Annotated in this window: 17 protein-coding genes and 1 pseudogene; 7 read left to right on the forward strand and 11 right to left on the reverse strand. The window is 35.3% G+C overall.

Annotation, left to right across the window (positions count from 1 at the left end):
- Positions 1 to 27: 27 nt before the first annotated feature.
- The 3 genes from ACLCEG_RS08965 to ACLCEG_RS08975 form a co-directional block, all read right to left on the reverse strand.
- The gene (locus tag ACLCEG_RS08965) at positions 28 to 1,077 is read right to left on the reverse strand and encodes an alpha/beta fold hydrolase (protein ID WP_410567186.1); all 1,050 of its coding nucleotides are present in this window, start codon (positions 1,075 to 1,077) and stop codon (positions 28 to 30) included.
- A gap of 71 nt (positions 1,078 to 1,148) precedes the next feature.
- Positions 1,149 to 2,198 carry an alpha/beta fold hydrolase gene (locus ACLCEG_RS08970; protein WP_191010340.1) on the reverse strand — a complete coding sequence of 350 codons (1,050 nt, stop codon included), beginning with the start codon at positions 2,196 to 2,198 and terminating at the stop codon, positions 1,149 to 1,151.
- A gap of 28 nt (positions 2,199 to 2,226) precedes the next feature.
- Positions 2,227 to 3,324 (reverse strand): alkene reductase, encoded by a 1,098-nt coding sequence (locus tag ACLCEG_RS08975; RefSeq protein ID WP_410567188.1) that lies wholly within the window; start codon positions 3,322 to 3,324, stop codon positions 2,227 to 2,229.
- A 111-nt stretch (positions 3,325 to 3,435) separates the two neighbouring features.
- On the opposite strand from ACLCEG_RS08975, the gene ACLCEG_RS08980 reads away from it, so the two are divergent.
- Positions 3,436 to 4,038 carry a TetR/AcrR family transcriptional regulator gene (locus ACLCEG_RS08980; RefSeq protein ID WP_410567190.1) on the forward strand — a complete coding sequence of 201 codons (603 nt, stop codon included), beginning with the start codon at positions 3,436 to 3,438 and terminating at the stop codon, positions 4,036 to 4,038.
- A 157-nt stretch (positions 4,039 to 4,195) separates the two neighbouring features.
- Here the strand turns inward: ACLCEG_RS08980 and ACLCEG_RS08985 are convergent, their stop codons facing one another.
- Both ACLCEG_RS08985 and ACLCEG_RS08990 read right to left on the reverse strand, forming a co-directional pair.
- On the reverse strand, positions 4,196 to 4,750 hold the full coding sequence (locus ACLCEG_RS08985; protein ID WP_410567192.1) for a TetR/AcrR family transcriptional regulator: 555 nt from the start codon (positions 4,748 to 4,750) through the stop codon (positions 4,196 to 4,198).
- Between the two features lie 688 nt (positions 4,751 to 5,438).
- Positions 5,439 to 6,713, reverse strand: a complete 1,275-nt coding sequence (locus ACLCEG_RS08990; RefSeq protein WP_410567194.1) for a phospholipase D-like domain-containing protein — start codon at positions 6,711 to 6,713, stop codon at positions 5,439 to 5,441.
- 324 nt (positions 6,714 to 7,037) lie between these two features.
- On the opposite strand from ACLCEG_RS08990, the gene ACLCEG_RS08995 reads away from it, so the two are divergent.
- Positions 7,038 to 7,346: a hypothetical protein gene (locus ACLCEG_RS08995; RefSeq protein WP_410567196.1), complete on the forward strand. Its 309-nt coding sequence runs from the start codon at positions 7,038 to 7,040 to the stop codon at positions 7,344 to 7,346.
- Between the two features lie 122 nt (positions 7,347 to 7,468).
- Here the strand turns inward: ACLCEG_RS08995 and ACLCEG_RS09000 are convergent, their stop codons facing one another.
- The 3 genes from ACLCEG_RS09000 to ACLCEG_RS09010 form a co-directional block, all read right to left on the reverse strand.
- Positions 7,469 to 7,852, reverse strand: a complete 384-nt coding sequence (locus tag ACLCEG_RS09000) for a DUF2750 domain-containing protein (RefSeq protein ID WP_016804761.1) — start codon at positions 7,850 to 7,852, stop codon at positions 7,469 to 7,471.
- Between the two features lie 31 nt (positions 7,853 to 7,883).
- Positions 7,884 to 8,261 (reverse strand): ribonuclease E inhibitor RraB, encoded by a 378-nt coding sequence (locus ACLCEG_RS09005; RefSeq protein ID WP_410567198.1) that lies wholly within the window; start codon positions 8,259 to 8,261, stop codon positions 7,884 to 7,886.
- A 68-nt stretch (positions 8,262 to 8,329) separates the two neighbouring features.
- Positions 8,330 to 9,070, reverse strand: coding sequence for a hypothetical protein (locus ACLCEG_RS09010; protein ID WP_410567295.1), 741 nt, complete (start codon positions 9,068 to 9,070; stop codon positions 8,330 to 8,332).
- 191 nt (positions 9,071 to 9,261) lie between these two features.
- Here ACLCEG_RS09010 and ACLCEG_RS09015 point away from each other — a divergent pair, with 191 nt between their 5' ends.
- On the forward strand, positions 9,262 to 10,071 hold the full coding sequence (locus ACLCEG_RS09015; protein ID WP_288102063.1) for a PhzF family phenazine biosynthesis protein: 810 nt from the start codon (positions 9,262 to 9,264) through the stop codon (positions 10,069 to 10,071).
- 25 nt (positions 10,072 to 10,096) lie between these two features.
- Here the strand turns inward: ACLCEG_RS09015 and ACLCEG_RS09020 are convergent, their stop codons facing one another.
- Positions 10,097 to 11,035: a GNAT family N-acetyltransferase gene (locus ACLCEG_RS09020; RefSeq protein ID WP_410567200.1), complete on the reverse strand. Its 939-nt coding sequence runs from the start codon at positions 11,033 to 11,035 to the stop codon at positions 10,097 to 10,099.
- A 477-nt stretch (positions 11,036 to 11,512) separates the two neighbouring features.
- Between ACLCEG_RS09020 and ACLCEG_RS09025 the strand changes: the two genes are divergently transcribed.
- The 4 genes and pseudogenes from ACLCEG_RS09025 to ACLCEG_RS09040 all read left to right on the forward strand — a co-directional run.
- The gene (locus ACLCEG_RS09025; RefSeq protein WP_001054060.1) at positions 11,513 to 11,770 is read left to right on the forward strand and encodes a YjhX family toxin; all 258 of its coding nucleotides are present in this window, start codon (positions 11,513 to 11,515) and stop codon (positions 11,768 to 11,770) included.
- Between the two features lie 32 nt (positions 11,771 to 11,802).
- Entirely contained in the window at positions 11,803 to 12,309 is a 507-nt protein-coding gene (locus ACLCEG_RS09030; protein WP_410567202.1) for a GNAT family N-acetyltransferase, read from the forward strand.
- Between the two features lie 402 nt (positions 12,310 to 12,711).
- Positions 12,712 to 13,533 carry an ROK family protein gene (locus ACLCEG_RS09035; RefSeq protein ID WP_410567204.1) on the forward strand — a complete coding sequence of 274 codons (822 nt, stop codon included), beginning with the start codon at positions 12,712 to 12,714 and terminating at the stop codon, positions 13,531 to 13,533.
- A gap of 6 nt (positions 13,534 to 13,539) precedes the next feature.
- Positions 13,540 to 13,627: pseudogene (locus ACLCEG_RS09040) on the forward strand (hypothetical protein); the annotation flags it as partial.
- Positions 13,628 to 13,730: 103 nt separating this feature from the next.
- Here ACLCEG_RS09040 and ACLCEG_RS09045 read toward each other — a convergent pair.
- A complete protein-coding gene (locus ACLCEG_RS09045; protein WP_410567206.1) occupies positions 13,731 to 14,066 on the reverse strand; it encodes a hypothetical protein in 336 nt (111 codons plus the stop codon).
- 147 nt (positions 14,067 to 14,213) lie between these two features.
- Entirely contained in the window at positions 14,214 to 18,212 is a 3,999-nt protein-coding gene (posA, locus tag ACLCEG_RS09050; protein ID WP_410567208.1) for a delta-poly-L-ornithine synthetase PosA, read from the reverse strand.
- Positions 18,213 to 18,625 lie beyond the last annotated feature (413 nt).

Genomic DNA, 18,625 nt, shown 5'->3' on the forward strand with positions numbered 1-18,625 from the left:
TCGATTCGAATGTAAAAGTTTTACGGATTATTTAAATAGAAATTTGGATAAACTTTTCTCGACGCCTTCTGGGTTTTCTTCAATTAGCCAATGACCTGTGTTAGGTAAAATTACCGCTTCTAACTTAGCTGGATCTTCCACAAACTTCGCTCTCATTTCTTTAACCAAAACATCATTCACTCCCTTTTCACCACTAAGCGCCATTGCAGGAATAAATAACTTTTTGTTATTTGCTAAAAGTGCTTCATTTTGTAGGGCTGAGTCTTTCTTTGAACGGTAATAGCCAAAGGCTGCTTTTAATTTATCTCGAGTCGAATATGGCTCAATCAACTCAGTAAGGAGTTCAGGCGTAAAAATGTCTTTTTTACCTGCATAAGTTTTAATAAAGTACGAGAGAAATAAATTTGGGTCATTCGCAATTTGCTTTTCGGCAATATCACCAAAACTAAAATAACCAAAATGCCAGCCTAAACCCGGCCCTTTTGGTGAATAACCTGGGTGATTGAATGTCTCCATATCTGGAATTGGAGAATCCATAAAGACAACTTTTTTAACGTAATCTTGATTATTTGCAACTAGAGGGTAAGAGGCCGTATTTCCAATGTCATGACTCACATAATAAATAGGCTTATTCTTGGTAATTTGTTTTATGGCACTTAATAGAATTTTCGATGCATTCTCTGCAGAGTAATCATCGTTAAGTATGGGAGATGATTGACCTAAACCCGGTAAATCTATTGCAATCACTTTATGGTCTTTCATATAAGACAGCATGACTGGTTCCCACATTTTCCATGTCGAACCAAAACCATGAATAAATATAATTGGTGTGCCTTTAGATCCGCCTTCAACGTAATGAAGTTTTACACCTTCAGACTCGATAAACTTACTAGATAAACCTTTTGCATAAGCATATTGGCCTAACCCTTCAGATTTCACTTTATTAAACATTTGCTGTGAAACGGCTGGGGGTGTATCTATCGACTTTAAGTTTGGGTCATATTCTGCATTCGCATATGAAGAACTAACCAAAATAAAAGCTGTAGAAATGGATATATTTTTAAAATATCTATTCATATTAATAACTCATTTAAAATAAATAATTCATTGCACCCAAGCCTTAAGCCTGAGTGCGATGAATTTCATATTTATTTAAATAAAAAGTTCGATAAACTTTTCTCGACACCTTCAGCGTTTTCTTCCACCATCCAGTGTCCTGTATCTGGCAAAATAATGGCTGAGTATTGGGCTGGATCAGCTACAAATCTTGCTCGCATCTCTTTAACCAAAACATCATTTACCCCTTTCTGGCCGGTAAGCGCCATAGAAGGGATGGTTAACTTTTTGCCACCAGCAAGTAATGCTTCATTTTGACGAACTGAGTCTGCATGCGAACGGTAATAACCAAAAGCTGCTTTTAATTTATCTCGAGTCGAATACGGCTCAATCAACTCAGCAAGTAGCTCAGGTGTAAAAATTTCTTTTTTCCCTGCATAGGTTTTAATAAAGTATGAGAAAAATAAATTTGGGTCATTTGCAATTTGCTTTTCAGCAATATCACCAAAGCTGAAATAACCAAAGTGCCAGCCTAAACCTGGGCCATCTGGGGTATACCCCGGATATTCGAACATAGCACGGTCAGGAATTGGCGAGTCCATAAATACAGCTTTTTTGATATAGCCCTGATTATTGGCAACCAGTGGATAAGAAGCCGAATTACCTAAATCGTGACTGACATAATAGATAGGCCCTTTACCAGCAATTTTTTTAATTGCGCCAATCAAGATTTTTGAGGTATTTTCTGCCGAATAATCATCGTTAAGTATGGGAGATGATTGACCCAAACCCGGTAAATCAATTGCAATGACTTTATGGTCTTTCATATAAGACAGCATGACTGGTTCCCACATTTTCCATGTCGAACCAAAACCATGAATAAATACAATTGGTGTGCCTTTAGATCCGCCTTCAACATAATGAAGTTTTACGCCTTCAGACTCGATAAACTTACTAGATAAACCTTTTGCATAAGCATACTGGCCTAACCCCTCAGATTTCACTTTATTAAACATTTGCTGTGAAACGGCTGGGGGTGTATCTATCGACTTTAAGTTTGGGTCATATTCTGCATTTGCTTGACTTAATCCCAATACACCAATTGCTGCGGACAAAGTCATTACTTTAAAAAATTTATTCATTTTCTTAGCCTTGATTTATAGAGTGAGCTTATTGAGCAGTTGGATAGTCGGTATAGCCAGTTGCATCGCCGCCGTAGAAATATTCAGATTTTGCTGGTGCTAAAGAATGACCTGACTGTAAACGCTCTACTAAATCTGGGTTGGAAATGAAAGGACGACCAAATGCCACTGCATCTACTAACCCTTTATCAAGAATAGATTCGGCTCTTTCGAGTGAATAATTTCCACAAACAATTAATGTGTTTGTGAACAGTGAACGGAGTTTTTCTCTGAAACCCACTGGATAAGTATCGCCATGTGGAAGCATGTCCCACTCAGCCAAATGGATATAAGCGATATTTCTTTTTTGTAATTGTTCAGCTAAATAAAGTGTAATTTCTTCGGGTTGTTGGTCTGTCATGCCATTAATGGTTCCCCAAGGTGATAAACGTACACCTACTCGGCCAGCACCAATTGCATCAATCAATGCATCGACTGTTTCTAATAAGAAACGTGCACGATTTTCGACAGAACCACCATAGTTATCAGTACGCTGGTTCGCATCTGTAGATAAGAACTGGTCAAACAAATAACCATTTGCAGCATGAACTTCAACTAGGTCAAAGCCAGCTTTCACAGCATTTTGAGCAGCTTGAATAAATTCCTGTTTAACGTTTTGAATATCATCTAAATCCATTGCTCTTGGCATCTCGGCAGGTACCATTGCCCCTTCACCTTTTTCATTGGCAATAAATACAGATGCTTTGGCTTGAATAGCAGATGGTGCAATCGGTTGCTCGTGATTAATATGCAATGAAGAGTGCGACATACGCCCTACATGCCATAACTGAGCAGCAATTTTTCCGCCTTTTTCATGTACAGCTTGAGTCGCTAAAACCCAACCTTGAATTTGTTCTTCTGAATAAATACCAGGTGTAAAAGAATAGCCTTTACCTACGTCAGAAACTTGTGTGCCTTCAGTAATGATTAAACCTGCACTTGCACGTTGACCATAATAAAGTGCATTGAGTTCGGTCGGCACATCGTTAGGCTGTGCTGCTCTTGATCTGGTCATTGGTGCCATAACAATACGATTATTGAGTTCAACATCGCCCACAGTCACTGGATTAAATAATTTGTGATTCATTTTTTAGCCCTTAAAATATGCATAAGATTATTTATGTAGTGATCACTATATAATCATGCTAAAATACAGTCAACGATTTTTTGTAGTGATTGATACAAAATGGAGAACAAAATGAACAAAACCGCAGGTCGTGGCCGTCCTCGTAATTTCGATCGAGATGCTGCATTAGACAAAGCGATGAATCTATTTTGGCGAAATGGTTATGAAGCAACATCGATTAATGACCTGACAAAAGCGATGGAAATCAATCCGCCAAGTCTCTACGCTTCTTTTGGAAATAAAGAAAAGTTGTTTATTGAAGCTGTTGATTATTATGTAAAAAGCTTTGGTAATTATCGAATTGAGGCACTTCAAGAGTCTTTAACAGCTCAAGAAGGCATTAAAAATTTGTTAATCAGAACAATTGACCAATTTTATAGCAAGCCAGATAAAACCGGTTGTTTAGTCGTATCCGCAGCATTATCAGGTTCATCTGAAAGTAAAAATGTGCAAGAGATCTTAAGTAATGAGCGTAGAAAGACTGTTGCTCTCATCAAAGCGAGACTTGAACAAGGTCAAAAAGATGGTGATGTGGCTGAAAGCTTAAACTTAGATGTTTTGGCAGATTATTTTGGCATGATTCTATTTGGTATTACGGTTCAAGCAAAAGATAATGTGCCTATTGAAAATCTATACGACAGTGTAGAAATGGCTTTAAAAACTTTAAACAATTAATTTTAATGATTTTATAGTTGAAATCATTTGGTTTGATTTCAACTTAAATCACTAAGATAAGATTGCTTTAAACAACCAATAAGGTTTGTAGGGTAGTGAAAAAACGCTCACCTTGATGGTTTTTATTGTTTCTATCTTTTCATTTCCACACTTTTAGCTAAGCCAAAGCATTTAGAAAGTAATTAAATAACCTCTCTTTTTGATCGATCTGTTCTGAGCTTAAAAGCTGAATAATTGCGCCTTCAATCATATATAGCAATATTTTGGCGTCATTAAAGGCTGCATCGTTTTTTAGTAATCTAAGCTGACTATATATTTCATTGCTAAGCCATGTTCTGTATCTGACCGCAGTTTGGTAAGCGTTTGGATAGCTGTTTTTAGTTTCAAAAATGGCCTTAAATAATAAGTAGTAAGGCCCTTCTAAGTCGGTATGTAATACATAAAGTTTTTTGAGTTTATCGATTGTGCTTGTGTCATGGTCGTACTCCACTATTGCAACCACTTGGTCTTGGAGCCGTTCTTTTTGCACAATTAAACAGATATCAATGAAGCGTTCTTTAGAGTGAAAATAATTATAAAACGTCATTTTATTCACTTCGGTTTCTTTCACAATTTTGTCGACGCCGACCATATGAAAGCCACCGTAGTGAAATAAGTCGATCCCTTTTTTTACAACCTCAAAAGCACGTGTTGGGAGAATTAAATTTGGCATAGTTTTACCGTTATAAAATAAATTGTTGTTGTATATAAATGAGATATAAAAGCCTTTTATTTTTTTAAAGCTGAAAAAAAGGCATAGCAAAGCCATAAAGACTGTGCTTGGCACATCTCAAGTTTTATTGTTGCTGCAAGTTTTTAGTCGTGACGATTTAAAGTCTGATTTGCCGCATGGCGATCAAACTTGTTAAAAACTAAGTTGTGTTGTTATAGCTTTTGGCAAAGGTTGCCAAGAAATAATGGATGTGCAAAGCCAACTCCTTTTTATTTGGAGTTCTGCCAGACATTTATAGAATTATGGTGGCAGAACGAGAAAGGGTTCGCAGACTAGTAATAACTCAAACTAGCACACCCGTAGGTGTCCCTCTCCCGTCCTACCGCTACGGGAAAGGGACGAGTAGCTACCACACAAGAGTATTCCTCAGAAGAAATGTCTCTGATGCGGGAGTTATTATGCGGTCTGCGACGACCGACTGGCAATGTGGCCAGCAGGCAAAGAATAGTGCTCAACCCTTTTGCAGTCAAGCACACAAAATGACATTTGTTTTAATTTAGATCATTAAAAAGTAAGGATAAATAATGCGTGAGTTATTGTTAAATGGGGGTTTATAAAGGGGAAATAAAAACAGCCGTGGAAGGCTGTTTTGGATTTAATTCTATGTAAATGCTTAATATAAAAATTATTAATTAACTTGCCTTACATCAAAGCCGAAATAACGTAGCACCTTTGTAGTTCGACCATTTATAACAGGCATCTCTTCATTATTTATCCAACCGATCAATTCTTGTACATTTGATTGACCAAATTCATTTAATTTATAGTTAGGATTATAAATACAATCTGCTATACGCTTTTCTATTAAATTTTTATCATTATGTAGTAAATAAATTAATGTATTTTTAATTTTTTTTAATTCATTTCTATCAAGAAATTCCTTTTTTAATGTAGTTAAACCACCTTTGAAAAATCTTAGGCGATCGTGAAAAGAATGTGCTACACAGAGAGCTTCAACAATTTCATCAGCTGTTGAATTATTAATAGATTCTACACTTCCAAGAATTTTATTTATAAAAGGATAGTTTTCATTAACTATTCGCTTTTCAAAGTGAGACCATTCGATACTCATCCACTCATTAATTAAAGTATTTAATTTCAATCTATTATTATCATTCCAACCTAGTTCTTGATCTTTCCATGTTTCATGAATAGCATGACAATCTCGAACGAAACTAAAAAATGAATCAATTTCTAAACGTAATGGAATGAGTTCACCATTAACTTTTCGAGATTTTTTACTATACTCTTCCGCAATCAATTTATATGCATGAACTGATTCTTGATAAGTTTTTAAAAAACTATCAAGAAACAGATCTGAATTAGTCTGTTTAGGTTCATTCCTATCGATATTAGGAAAATTCCAATTTCCTAAGGTTTTTTGAACATCATCATCAAAGTCATTTACCATATCTAATTGATCCTTATATTTTTTATAAATATTTTCATATTTAATAACATCTTCAATAGTTAATACTTTTGCTTCACTCCAATATTCTAAAAATAAGTATGTCAATTCTTCGAACCTTGCATCTTCAGGCAAGACCCCTAACATAATTTCTTGATTTGTAATCAATGCAGCTTTTGTTAAGTTGGCAGAACCTACAAAAATTTTCTTATTACCCAAAATATATAATTTCGGATGAAACTCATGACTCGTATAAAATCTTGCTTCAATATTTTTCTGTTTTAAAAGATGTTTTAATGCCAAAGGAGAGGTCGGAAAACCCAGTCTTACAATAATTCGAATACGGCAGTTACTTTTAATCAACTCATCAACTACATCTATTTCAGTAAAAAAAGCTGATGCAATATAAATATCCATATCTTTCTGTACTTCTTTCATTAATCCATCTAGAAAAAAATCTTTTCTTAAATGATTATTAGTAAATAAATTCAACACTCCAACAACTCCCCTTTCTAAAGATTATATTTTATACGGAATATTATTTAAATTTACTTATAAAATCTATACTTATTTTATATAAGAGCTTTCATATAAAATTAAAAATGATAATAAATTTCTAAAATAAATTAGTAATAATTTAAGATAAGAATTAATTAAAATACAATATTCCTAATAAAAACCAAGCCTAATAACCGTGATTTAGTTTTAGAAAATGAATAAAATAGTCAATTATGTGACAAAATATTCAATATGTAGGATTCAAGAAAATGTACTACTTTGCAGAGGATCCCTTCTAGGTAATGTTACCTAGGAGGAACAATGAAAAAACTGAAATATCAATATCAACAATCTGTAAAAAAACCACGCTCAAATGGCTTATTTTGGGAATATTTTCCTAATATGAAAAGTGTTCATTATAAAAAGTTCAGTACGCAGCAAGAGAAAAGCTTTTATTCAATTCATTGTATTGAATATAAAGATTATCCTCTTAAGCTTCGTGTAGCCCGTGGCCGTGGTTTAGCTGATGCATGGGATGATCTTTCAACATATGTCACAAAAGTTGCTAAAAGTTGGAAGCATAATTCTAAGAGAGCGCATCAATACTACAAAGAACATGAACAAAAATAGAAAATGGGAGCTAGTTGCTCCCATTTTTTTATCCGTATAAGGTGCATCTTCTTAATTCTAGAATATCTTTTAAATATAGGTATTTGAATGTATCAAGGATAAAGAGGCTGGATCTTATTTTTCTAATAATTTTCCAATTCAAGCTCTAAATCATTTAGTACCTGTTCTATCTCTGGAGTTACACCATTATTTAAAGGAGTATAAAAAATACCTATTAATACCTCATCATCTTTTAATGTAGGTAACAATTCATTCATGAAGTCATCTAAAGAAATCAGCTCAGCTTCATATCCTCCCCATTCATGCTCAGCACATAACTCGGCATACTCTTTCGCGGGCCATACAGGAAATACTTTTTGATTATCCTCTGTTCCAGCCAAGGCCCATCCATCCTTGTATAAGCCCCAAACTTCTTGCGTATCGGCAATAACTTTTATGAAATGCTTATATCTTTTAGCACCTTCTAATGCAATTACAGCATCTATTTGCTTTTGACTAATTTTCATAATTTTGAACCTATGATTTATTAAAAATTAATCAAACATTACCATACGAACCAAAACCATCAGTATAACCACCATATTGACTAGCGATATTATTTAGATCTTCTTCGAATTTTATAATGTCATGATAAAATGGAATCATTGTATTCGTACAATAACAAGTCCATTCCTTAGTAATTTCATCTTGCTCAACGCTGGCTTTACAGCCTAATCTTTTAACCTCTGTAGAAATCTTTTCTCCAACCTCTTCTGAAGGTATTGCAATAAAGAAATCTATTTCCATCGGCTTTGTTAAATCAAACCCATTTTTCTTAAATGCGTTTAAAGCATCCCCTGTTGCATCATTAGGAAATTGGCTCATTTGATTCTCTATTTTTACTAATTTTGGTTCTTTGAGATTATCATCTTTCAAAAGTTTCTTGAGAATCCTTAATAAAATATTAGTAATAGATGTAGAACTAAAAATTTACTAAAACTATCTCAAAGTTGAAACCAAGGTTTCTTTGGCGCAGTCCCAGTATATGCAGGACTAACTTTAATTGGCCCCTGACCTTTTTCACATTCTTGAACACCCCACTCACTCGGGCGAAAACGTGCATTAGCTCCATCAGGCTCAGGCTTACCAAATTCTTTTGCAATATCATAATCAATGAGTGGAATTTCAAGTAATACGATGTCTCCACGAGAACAAGCGATAGTAGGACGTTTCGTATCGTAAACCCATTTACCATAACTATTTTCTTCCTTGGGATCGAAGCGCATAACTGGACCTACATGCTGATCCCACGCCAACTCCATTCGAGGAGGCTCCATCGCAGTTACCCACATTCCTGCAACCTGTACAGGATGAGGAAAACGTACAGCCTGTAATCCACGTAAGCTAAAGGGTACTTGTGGCTCACCGTTGTCAAAAGCATCGTAACGACTAATTAAGCTCCCTTTGGGAATCAACAGTTCGCCATATTGTGCATCTTGAGATAAAACGAAATGGCTGCGACGTTCCTTATAATGCTGCTTAAGTGCAATCTCATACTCTACCGATGCACTCATATAAAATAAATAACCTGCCCACAGGTCACATATTAATGCCACTAGCGTAATAAATAATGTCTTTTTAGAAAAAAATCTCACAGACATTTGAGACTTCTTTCGCCAAAAGAATAGTGCTTTCACCAACAAACCGAGTGTTAGTACAACACCAATCAATGGCGCAATAAACAACAGAAAAATTGCAAAAACCGAGAATGTCTGTACAGGTATCATAATTATTAAATCTTTAACTTCATTTTTTTCAAAGGTGGGCCGCCAAGAAAATTGTATATACGTGTATTTAGAAAATAGAAATACTGATAATTTTTTTATTATATTTATAATACTGATATTTATCAGAATACAATAAATAGGAAATTATAATGAAAATGTATCAGGTAGATGCTTTTACTGATCAATTATTTGCAGGAAACCCAGCCGCAGTCATAATTACTAAACAATGGTTAGATGTAGAGATAATGCAAAATATTGCCATTGAGAATAATTTATCTGAAACAAGTTTTGCTCGTAAAATTGATGAGCAAGTCTACGAAATTAGATGGTTTTCACCAATAAAAGAAGTTCAATTTTGTGGATATGGAACTTTGGCAACTAGTTTTATAATTTTTCAAGAAAACCCTCAAATCAAATCTATTACATTTCAAGTCAAACAAATGGGTGAATTTTATATTCGGAAGCAAGAAAATGGCTTTATTGCAATGAATTTTCCTGTCCAGATTCCTGAAAAAATTCATAATATTCCACAAGAATTGAAGGAAGCATTGCAGCATAAAGTTGAAGAGGTTTATATCAATCCTCAAGCCTACATTGTTGTCTATGAATCAGCGGAGGCAATTTTACAAGAACAGCCAGATTTTGAAAAAATCAAACAGCTTGGTGGAAGACGAGTTGCAATTACCGCAAAGAATGATTTATTAAATCCTGAATATAAAAACATCGATATTATCTCCCGCTATTTCACACCATCAATGGGAATTGATGAAGATCCCGTGACAGGCTCCTTACACACATCACTTATTCCATTATGGAAAGATGAAATTAATAAGAACGATATTATTGCTTATCAGGCATCGAATCGTGGAGGAATATTGCACTGTAGAATGCTCGAAAATAATAGAATCGAGATTTCAGGACAATGCCGCTTATATATGGAAGCTAAACTTTTTCTATAAAATAACTAAAGTATCAACAAATAATCTATCTGGTAAATTGCTGCTCAAGCATGGTTTTCCCCCATTGGTTTCCTTCCCATTCTTTCGTCAGTTTAAATCCAAACGACTCATAAAGTTTACGAGCTGCATCAAGACCGCTAAATGTCCATAATTGCACAGCAGAGAATCCTTTCTGATCGCAAAAAGCTATGGCTTCTGCTAATAATCTTTTTCCAATACCACTACCTTGATATCCATTCTCAAGAATAAACCAACGTAAATGAGCTTCATTATTTCCTAAATCTTGACCATCTATAGCTACAGATCCAATAATCTGATCATTATGTATAGCAAGCCAAATGTTATTATTTTGATCAAGTAGTCGTTCCGAAAACTCAGCAAGCCCAGATGCAACTTTAGCTTCAAGAAAATGTCCAAATCCATAGTTTTTTGCATAATAGGTTCCATGCATTTCGGTGATACGACCAATCATTCCAGCACGGTATCCAGAAACTATTTCAATTTTTTTATTTACATCAACAATTGGATGAGATCTGCAAGCAACTAAAGCTTCTGCGTAAGATGTAAGACCTTGAGCAATTTGTTTCTGTTGAGTTAGTTTTAAATTTCCTATAGCCTGAATTACCCTCATTTCACCATATTCATTTATTTTTTTAACCGTATTACGTCCTTTGTCAGTGAGTTGAAGAGATTTAGATCTTCCATCATTTATTGCTTGTACTTCTTTAATTTCATCCGCTTCAATTAGTTTACCTAGCATACGACTTACGCTGGATTTTTCTAAACCTAAGATTTGTGCCAACTGGATAGCAGTTATAGCGCCATAATTTTCAATCTCTAACAATGTATGAACTGCGGAAGGTGAATAGTCTGTAGCAGCAAGAGTAGCCTTCATAAATCCAAGTTCCCGAACCATAGTTCGTGAAGATCTACGAATTTCCTCAATTAATTTACTATCGATCATACGAACACCTCCAAATATAGTTGTATTGTACAACTATATTTGGAGGTGTTCGTCAATTAATAGTTACGATTTAATTCAAGTGTCATATCTTACAAATAAAACAAAGCCAAACTATAAGTAGCAGAACAAAAGCAATTAATCGTAGGTATGCATATCGGAAAATCAGGATTTGTATATATTCATTTTATAGAACGAAGAGATAGATATGAGATTTCATATTTAAATTAAGCTTATTAACATCATTATGAATATTCTATGCACATAAAAAAACATTTGTGATTAAGTGATATATACAGTTAATATATTCTTTGAATAAAAGTATCCCCCTTCTAAAAGAGGTTTATATGTTGGAGATAGTAATCATCTGATAATCACTCTCAATTTTATTATTGAGTTGATTATCAATGTCGCAATTTTTCTGTGGTCATATTTCTGATCACCTCTATTTGCACGTTTGATTATTATCAAGGCTCCAACATGAATCTTTCAAAGTTCGAACAACGAACTCTCCATGTCCTTGCCAAAGGCGGACATATTAAATACCAACGTGATGCATCAGGCACAGTTTATTTCGTTGAATGCTATACACGAGAAGGTTTTGTGCTATCTGATTGTTCCTTAGATGTATTTAAAAAGCTAAAAGCAAAACGTTTAATCAAATCTAAAAATAGCCAACCTTATCAAATTACATTGTTAGGGCTTCAGACGGTCCGCCCTCAACTAGACAATCGTTGATATAAGTTGCTATTTATTAAGAGAAAGAAAATATGAATATTATAATTCGAGATGAACAACCCGAAGATATTACAAATATCGAAGCGTTGACGAAAGCCGCGTTCTTAAATGAAGAGCATTCGAGCCATACCGAACAATTTATTGTGAATAGCCTTCGGAAACATAAGCAACTCACAATCTCTTTGGTTGCTATAGAAGATGGCTTAATTGTAGGTCATGTGGCTATTTCACCAGTTACGATTACGTCAGGTGAAACAGGTTGGTATGGCCTAGGCCCTATTTCTGTATGTCCAAATAAACAAGGAATTGGCATTGGTTCTCTTTTAATGAATGCAGCTTTGCAAAAGTTAAAAGAATTGGGCGGAAAAGGTTGCGTTCTATTAGGTGATCCAAATTATTACAGTCGATTTGGTTTTAAATCATACCCAGATTTAAATTTACCTGATGTACCAAATGAATACTTTCAAGCTATAAGCTTCACTGATCATATTCCCTCAGGAGAAGTTACTTATCATGAAGCATTTATGGCAACTAAATAAATAAGTTCGCTGATAACACCTAATATAAAGCCTCTATTTATAGAGGCTTTATATTAATTTAAAACATTGAAAATTATATAATTATTAAACCCATTAAACTCTACAAATAAAATTGAGAGTGGTTCCCTTTTCAGTCCAACACACGATGATATTTTTTTAAATTAGATCATGAAAAAGTAAGGATAAATAATCAGGTAGTTACTGGTAAAAGTGGGTTATGAATGGAGCAAGTAAACAGAAAATTAGGCCTGTACGTTATATATAAGATTGAAATATATGGCAAATAATTGATCTCCATTTGGAATCAATTTTAAAATTTATTACACAAATACTGATAATTATAAAATCTTGATCATATAGACACGTTAAAATTTATAAAATAATTTTGAGATAAGGTTTTTGATGAAAACTCAGAAAATTGGTGTAGATCTTGGAGGCACTAAGTTATTGATATTATGTGATGAAATTGAAGAAATATTTAGTACAGGAATTTCATTCACTCCAGAAGAATTAATATCACATCTGCAATCTTTTATTTTAAAACATGGAATTAAACCCGAAAGCATAAGCCTAGCAGTGCCAGGTCTAGTTAACGAATCAGGATACGTTGTTAATTGTGATGTCCTTCCAGCATTCATAGGCTGGCAAGGAAATGACGCATTAAAATTATTATGTAGTAAAACAATGATCTTAAATGATGTAAAGGCTGCTATGTATGCTGAACTCAATGATTTTTCATCTCATGCTGCAAGCGGCATTATTATGATTGGTACAGGTATTGGGGCTGCATTCATAACAAATGGAAAACCCTTACTGGGAGCTAGTGGCTGGGCTGGTGAACTAGGTTACTTACCAGTAAAAAGTAACGAAGGAATAAAACGTCTAGATGAACTTGCCAGTGGCGCTGCAATTACCAAACTATGCGCACTAAGCCCATCTAATTTAGCATTAATGGCTAACAATGGAGATCAATCTACTTTAGCTGTTATAAAAGACGCTGGACAAGCTTTAGGTCTTGGAATAGCCACAGTCATTAATCTTTTAAATCCTTCACAACTAGTAATAGGAGGAGGAACAATAGAGTTACCCGGTTATTTAGAGGCGGCTTTAGAAGCTGCTAAAGAAAACTGCCTTCCCGAGCTTTGGCAAAATTGCGATATATCAAAAGTAAAGGCGGGAAAAAAAGTAGCTGCTTTAGGTGCTATATATGCAATTGAACAATAAAATAATATGAGTATTTTTCTGATTCAGCATGCTGAAAGTTCAGCCAATATTAATGGAAAAAAACCTTTCGCATGCTTTGATTGCTTTAAGTGAACATGAATGGCTGTAAAACTTAGCTAAGGGCATATTGGGAATAGCTTAGGTTTTTACTTATTGAGCTGAAAAATTTGATATAAGCTTTAGTATTTTAGAAAATTTTAAATATTTAAACCCAAGATGGATTCTCTAAAAGGGTCAAAAAGAATTTTTTCTTTACACTCAATAGCTTTTTCTAAAAAGCTTATTATTTTAGAAATTTCATCTTTAAAATCTGTATAAATTTCGATGAGTTTATTAAATTCGTTAATTAATTGATGAAGCTGTTTCCCACTATACAAATCGTAATCTACATATGAAAGATCTGAAATAAGTGGAAGTATTTCCTTATCAAAAATTGAAACTAAAATATCTGCAAATTCCTTTTGTATTTGATAGGCGGATATAGACTCGCCTTTTTCCATAGAATTAACTTTCCAAATATGAACTAAATACATCCCTAAAATTCTTCCTATACCTTTTAATTTTGATATTTTACAATGTACTTAGCACATGAACATTATATAAGTGTCTAAAATTAACCATAGCTTAGCTACAAAAAAGCCCCTGTTCTACAGAGGCTTTTTTTTCAATTCAACAATTAATTATTTATGAACCCAAGGCACAGCCGGTGAACCAATCCAAGCTGATTTAGCCGGAATATTTTCACCCTTCATCACCAATGTTAATGGACCTAACACAGCATGGTTGCTCACGTTGGCATTATATAAAATAATACTACGTGTATTTACCACAACATCATTACCAATATTCACTTGTCCGATTTTCATAATACGGTCTTCAAACAAGTGAGTTTGTGGGCCTGAGAAGCTATTAAACTCAGCACGGTCACCGATGCTTACACAGTCGAACTCTGTAATATCAGCAGTGTCCATATAGACGTCTTTACCAATGCGAACACCTAAAATACGCAAGAAGAATGGCAACATTGGCGTTCCTCTTAAGTAGTTTAAGAAGTTCGGAATCGCAACTGACTCATATAAGCTCGTGATCCCTTCACTCAACCATACAAACATAGTCCACATTGGAGCTGAACGCGGCTCGTAACGACCAATTAGAGTCCACTTCAATAGTGCAACTATAACGAAGCAACCTACGCCATAGAGCAAACCAGCAAGCGTTAAAGCCAACAAACCAGTTGGAATGTTGTATTTATTAATAACGTCAATAATCTCAAGCACGATCATATAACCCACACCAATCGCAAGAGCAGCAGGTAATACAACACGAAGGCCTTCAATAAAACCACGCATTAAACGGCGTTTGATACTTGGCAAGAATGTTAAATGATCTGGATATTTCTCAGCAGCTTCACGTGCAGGCAGCAATAAAGGTGGAGAACCAAACCAAGTTTGACCATCGTACATTTCAACGTTATCAGGTGTTTTAGATTGCACACCAATCAAGACGTTGTCTGGTAACACGGTACCATCAGCAATATAAGCACTGTTTCCGACAAAACTACGGTTACCAATGGTGGTCGATTTTAATGTCATCCAGCCGCCTTTGATTTCTTCATCACCTAGCATTACAGCATCGGCAATAAAGCTTTCTTCACCCAAAGTCAGCATTTCTGGAATAACACCATTTGCGGTAGAAATTTCAGTATTTTTACCTACTTTTGCACCGAGCATACGGAACCACGTTGGCGCATAAATGGTCGCAAACAAGCCATGTAAGGTTTGTAAGCTCGTTTCCAAGATTTGAGATGCAAACCATTTACGGTAGTACGTACCACCATGAACTGCATAGGTTCCTGTTTCTAGACGTGGCAATGCAACTTTACGAATGACTGAAGAAATCACAGCAGTAATCATCATCATCATTGCACTAGCAGGAATCGCTAAAATGAAGTAGTACAGTGCGATTTGTAAATGGTCGTTTGTACTAATATTAAATACGTTTGCATCTAACCAGTCGACCAAAAGGAAGCTTGGGAAAATTGGAATAAAGAACAAACACGCAATAATTAACGCACTAATTCCATAATATGCATACTCTGCAATTTTACGAATAAACGATAATTTTGGACGCTCTGGCAATTTATCGTGATCATCCACATGTCCGATCTTTTTCGCAGGTGTACCATCCCAGATTTCTCCGGCGGGAATAACAGTGTCATATTCAATTGAAGTTAAAGCATTTACATGAGCTTGTTTTTCTAACACTGTATTTTCTTCTAATACAGCATAAGAGCCCACATAACTGTCTTCTTTTAAGTGAATTGAACCTAACACCAAGTGACCATGTTCGACTTTGGCATTCTCTAAGTTTACTTGAGAGCCAATGCTCACCCCATCTTCAACCGTAAGTAAAGATGGCATACGAATATGTACTGAACTAATCGTAACGTCATGGCCGATTTTGGCACCAAGCGCTTTCAAATATAAGTTAAGTAAAGTTGAACCTGACAAAAGATAGACAGGTGAAATACTACCTATACGGTCTGCTAACCACCAACGGAAATAGGTTAATCCCCATAATGGATATTGCCCTGCACCAACGCCCATCATTAATAGTCGTTTTACAGAAATTGAAACAACAAAACTGGCAATAATTACGCTGATATAAACCAATAAAGACATCGCGATTGCATTCGGAATACTGTCTCGTGATCCACCAGTAAAATAATGATAGGTAAAGAATGGCGCTAACCACTGCAAGATATTAATCGAAATTAAAACAGGAATAGTAATTAGCTGTGCGATACCACATAACCACTTATAAGTCTGGTTACGCGGGTTATCTTGCCCAATTTGGCTATCAAATACAGTCGGCGTTGGCTGCTCTAGCATGAGCGCAGCAATGGCCCCAACTCGTCTCGCTTGATATAAGTTTTGAATAGTTAAGTGGCTATATTCCGGATGTTCACGTAAGTTTGAAATCAAAACAGCCGCTAAAAGTGAATGACCACCTAAGTCATCAAAGAAATCTGAATCGAGTTTAATCGGCATGTTTGGAAACAAGCGATTCAAAATACCAAATAAAATTTCTTCTGCTGGGTTTTGTGGTTGGTCCGATTCACTACGGTCAATCACACTGGTGAGTGGTCGTGCTTTTAAAGCTTTACGGTCAATTTTTCCTGACAATAGACGCGGAACTTCTTCAATAATCTCAAAACGGTTTGGCACCATATAAGGTGGTAAGCGTTGGCTTAAATTTTGACGAAGTACTTTAATTTCGATTGCTTGTTTCGCATCAATTTCTGGTGCAATAAACGCAATAAGCTGATCAATACCATCTTCAGGACGAAGAATAACTGCTGCTGTACCAATACCTTCAATATCGCAAAGCGCAGCTTCGATCTCACCAAGTTCAACACGGAAACCACGAATTTTTACCTGATCGTCCGCACGCCCCAAACAGTGTACTTGGCCAAACTCATCAATTTTAGCCAAGTCACCAGTACGATAGAGCGATTGTTCGTCTGGACCTTCTGCCCACGGGTTTTCAATAAACTTATCAGCCGTTAAATCAGGTCTGCCTAAATATCCTTCTGCCACACTTGGGCCAAAAATACAGAGCTCACCTGTTTCACCTTGCGGCAGTAATTCTCTTTCAGCGTTAATGACCAGCATGCCATAGTTTGGTAAAGGCTTACCAATCGTAACGAGTTTGCCACGCTCTAAAGACTCAAGGCTTGCTGTAACGGTAGTCTCGGTTGGACCATAAGTGTTAAACATTTGATGGTGAGGTAATGCCCAACGGTCAACTAGTGAATCCGGACACATTTCCCCACCTAAGTTAATAATTCTTAAGTTAGGTACATCTTCAGGGAATAAAGCAAGTAATGTCGGTACAGCATGCAATACGGTAATGTTTTCTTGCTTTAATGTTTGGCATAAACGTTCAGGGTCACTCACAAGCGACTTAGGTGCAATCCACAATGTTGCACCAACCAAGTACGAAAGCCAAATTTCTTCAAACGACATGTCAAAAGCGACAGAAAAGCCTTGATAGACTTTGTCTTGTTCTTGAATACCTAAAACATTATTTTCACTGCGTAAAAAGTGACAAATATTTCTTTGGGTAATCACAATCCCTTTTGGCTTACCCGTTGAGCCTGATGTATAAATAATATACGCAGGTTGTTCTGGGGTTGTTTTAGCTAAAGGAATATTTTCACTGAGTGGCTTTTGTAATTCAGTGTTTGTCCATTTTGCTTGCGGCACTTCTTCTAAATGTGCATACCATTCATCTGTAGTAATCATTCCCACAGATTCAGCATCTTCAAGACACACTGCTATACGGTCAGCTGGCGTATCCATATCAAAAGGAAGCCATGCTGCACCACTTAAACAAATCGCCAATTGAGCTTTTAAAAGCTCGATACCACGAGGCAACCATAACCCAACAATATGACCAGGTTTCACCCCTCTGATCGTCAAGTGCTGAGCCATGACTAAGGCTTGTTGGTACAACTCACCATAGGTCAACGTTTTATCTGCTTCAATTAAAGCCGTTTTATCAGGAAGAGTTTGTGCAGTATGGACAAAAATATCGGCCAAGACTTCATACTGCAAAAATTCCGGATGATACTTTCCACGAATAATATTATTCGTGTTTGTTACAAACTGGTTCATTTTTATACTCTCTTTAATTTTCTGATTTGGCTCAAATGAAGTCATAATTTGTTTTTCTGACTCATTAAAGAAATCTAGATGTGTCATAAATTAAATAATTGAACTTAAATCAAGATTAAAGTTTTAGTTTCAAAGTCTATTTAATAATATATAATTCTTGATTCTTTAGTATCATCTTTTCTAAAAAAATTAAGCCTTTAGCTTCAATGTTTTAATTTTTTCATCGTCTTCAGGATAGAAAACGTACAAAAATAGCCAAGTAAAAACCTATAATTCACAAGATTTATATAACTCTAATTTTAATTAAACTAATAAATGGCATCCTGTATACAACATCTCCATATTTTAAACTTAATTGTATTGCTCTGAACAATTAAATAGTGCCTAAAAAAAGGATTTTTATTTAAATTTTT

Origin of the sequence: Acinetobacter sp. H1(2024) (genome assembly GCF_046557555.1) — a bacterium.
Classification (GTDB): domain Bacteria; phylum Pseudomonadota; class Gammaproteobacteria; order Pseudomonadales; family Moraxellaceae; genus Acinetobacter; species Acinetobacter seifertii.